This is a genomic window from Streptomyces canus 299MFChir4.1 (assembly GCF_000383615.1).
Classification (GTDB): domain Bacteria; phylum Actinomycetota; class Actinomycetes; order Streptomycetales; family Streptomycetaceae; genus Streptomyces; species Streptomyces canus_C.
This window is the reverse complement of record NZ_KB911684.1, coordinates 1-3,127: the sequence shown is the minus strand read 5'-3', so window position 1 is coordinate 3,127 and position 3,127 is coordinate 1. Positions and strand designations below refer to the sequence as shown.

Annotated in this window: 2 protein-coding genes; both read left to right on the top strand. The window is 70.1% G+C overall.

Going from position 1 to position 3,127, the window contains the following annotated elements; translation table 11 throughout:
* The first annotated feature begins 77 nt into the window (after positions 1-77).
* A complete protein-coding gene (locus H293_RS0148735) occupies positions 78-1,106 on the top strand; it encodes a TniB family NTP-binding protein (protein ID WP_020124997.1) in 1,029 nt (342 codons plus the stop codon).
* A 98-nt stretch (positions 1,107-1,204) separates the two neighbouring features.
* Positions 1,205-3,127 (top strand): Helicase associated domain protein (locus H293_RS54220; RefSeq protein ID WP_020124996.1); only part of this gene is annotated, 1,923 nt, incomplete at its 3' end.

Below are 3,127 nucleotides of genomic sequence, written 5' to 3'. Positions count from 1 at the left end.
CCGGCAGCGGCACAGACGCCGGACACCGCCGGGGCGGGCGGCATGCGCATCTACGACCCCTACCAGGAGGCCCAGGCATGGTGACAGCGGCCCAGCCCCCCACCACGAGCACGTTCAGCCCGCTGACCACATGGGACGGATGGCAGCAGTTCGTCGACACACCCCCTGCCCCAGCGCTGGACGTTGGCGACCAGGAATGGACGCAGGAGCAACGGGAGGACTACCACGCACGGTTCGTGGTGCTGAAAACCCCCGCCATGGACACCATCTCCACCGCGGTCCGCGGCCTGCTGCTGCTCAACCGCGGCCAGCAAGGCGGAGCCCGGCGCGGCCTGATCATCTCCGGGCCGGCCACCACCGGGAAGACCACCGCCATGCAACAGCTCGGGCGCACCGTCGAACTCGCCGACCGGCGCCGCCACCCGAACCAGGACGGACGGCTGCCGGTCCTGTTCATCACCGTGCCGCCGTCCTCCACCCCCAAGATGCTCATCAGCGAGTTCGCCCGCTTCCTCGGCCTGCCCGCCCTGGAGAGGATGAACCAGATCCAGATCACCAACGCCGTGTGCGGGCTGCTGTGCGAGCTGGGCACCCAACTGGTCCTGGTCGACGACGTACACCTGATGGACACCCGCAGCCGGGCCGGCGCAGAGACCTCCGACCAGCTGAAATACCTCGGCGAACGGATCCCGGCGACCTTCGTCTACTCCGGCATCGACGTCGAATCCTCACCCCTGCTGACCGGCGTGCGCGGCTCCCAGCTCGCCGGCCGCTTCAAAATCGTCCGCAACCAGCCCCTGCGCTACGGCAGCCCGGACGACAAACAGCTCTGGCACGACCTCATGCACAGCATGGACAACGCCCTGCGGCTGCGCCACCACCGGCCCGGCACCCTGCTCACCCACGCCGCCTACCTCCACGCCCGCACCGGCGGCCGCATGGGCAGCCTCTCCCACCTCATCCGCGAAGCCGCACTCGTCTCCCTCCTCGACGGCACCGAAAAGATCACCAAGAAACTCCTCGAACAGATCGAACTCGACACCGCCGCCGAACAACGCGCCCGAGCACCGCACCGCCGCCGGACGCGGCCGCAACGCCAGCCCTGACCGGAGGTGTGTGCCTCAACCGTCCGTCCCACTCCCCTGTTTGACACTGTCCGGATGCCCGTACATCCGAGCCCGCCAGGAACGACCTCTGCCCCCTCATGCACAACTCTCCTCCCCCACAGCCGCAGCCGCCGCGTACGGCTGCGGCCCGTCCGGGGCCAGTACGGCTCGCACCGCTGCAGGGCGAGACGAACCTGTCCTACCTGGACCGCCTCGCCGACCGCTACCGGCTCGGTGTCCGCGACCTCATCCCCTCGCTCCTCCAGTCCGGCGGAGTTCTGTTCAAGGGCTACCGCGCGGACGGCGAGGTGTACCTCAACGCCGAAGCCCGCGCCCGCATCGCTGTGTTCTGCCGCGTCGCAGAGGCAGTCCTGAGCAGGGCGCTGCCCTCCTGGACCGCACAGGAGCCCCTCGCACCGGACGGGACAGGCGCGGCCGGGCGGTTCCGTTTCGGACGCGTCGTGCCCGCCGCGGGAGAGGGCTGCCGGCTGTGCACGGCCACACGCACCGGACGTACCAAGCCAGCCCGGCTCTATCTGCAGCCGCACACCCGCGTCTGCCCGCGCCACCAGCGCTGGATGCTCGGCACCCACTGGATCGACGGCGCACCGGCCGACACCGAGCAGGTCGACCTGACGGGACTACCTGAGATCGTCACGGCACACCGGCGCCATCTGCAGTTGCTGCGCCATCGCCCGAACACCGCCGCCCGCGCGTTCGAGGTCGCGCATGCCGTGGTCATCTCCTGGTGGGCACAGCAATGGCCCGAAGAAGAGCAGTGGCCGCACCGGGAACTACAGCTCACGGCCAAAGGGGCTGATCCGGGCTGGTGGCGGCTGCTGGTCAGGGATGTGGTCACCTATCCGGAGGCAGTCGCCCTCACCCGCGTCCTTGCTGACGAGCGCACCATGCGGCGGCTCTTCGAAGACACCCGCGGGCATCTGCCCCACACCCTCGCCTACGCTCCCCGGCTGGTCGCCGAGTTGGCGCAGGCCACGAGCCGGCCCTGGTTGCCCGAACGGATCGCTCCGACGTCGGCCGGCCCGTTATTGGTGTGGGCACAGCGCAGCGTACGGGCCGGTATCGATGCAGGCGCCGACCACCGGTGGGCGCTGCACATGGCACACCGGCCCCGCCCCATCACCCGGGAACTCACCGCCTACCGCAGCACCGCCCACAACGGCGGGAAGACGGCCAGGGCGACACCACTGCACCTGGGGCTTCGGCACATGTCCGGCCATGCCTTCGCCACCGGCCTGGTCCACGCCCGCGCCTACGCCGCCGTCCACGGGCACCTCGCCGCCGCGATCGGCACCCGCTTCCATGGCTTTGCCCTGGGCCGATGGCTGAAAAATCACCGAAAATACTCCGGGATGCCGCCCGAGCACGTCGCCGCCCTGGACGCGCTGGATCCGTGGTGGCGGCCCCAGTGGCCCGTGCTGTGGCAACGCTCCTACTACCAAGCCCGCGACCACGCCCGTGCCCGTGGTGCCCTGCGCCCCGAACACGGCTTCCCCACCACCAGCTTCAGCCTGGGCGAATGGCTCTACAACCAGTGCACCGGCTACGACACCCTGCACCCCGCACAGCAGCAACTCCTCGCCGACATCGGCCTTACCCGCGAAGCCGCACACACCGCCCGGCCCCGCCGCACGCACATGGCCACCCACTTCCAGCACGCTCTGGCCTGCGCACGCGCCTTCGCCCAGGCCCACGGAACGCTGGTGCACGCCACCAAAGACACCATCCAGGACGGACTGAAACTGGGACAGTGGCTGACCAACCAACGCAGCAAAGACCGCGCCTACCGGCACCGCCACGGCACCCCCTCGCCCCGGGCCCAGGCACTGTCGGCGATCGATCCCTGGTGGAACCCGCCCTGGACACTCGAATGGCAGCGCTCCTGGCACCAGGCCCGCACCCACGCCGAATCCGGACGCGTCCTGGACGCCGCGGCCGGATTCCCCGGCATCACCAGCGCACTGGCCACCTGGCTGACCACCCAGTGCGCCCAGTACGAC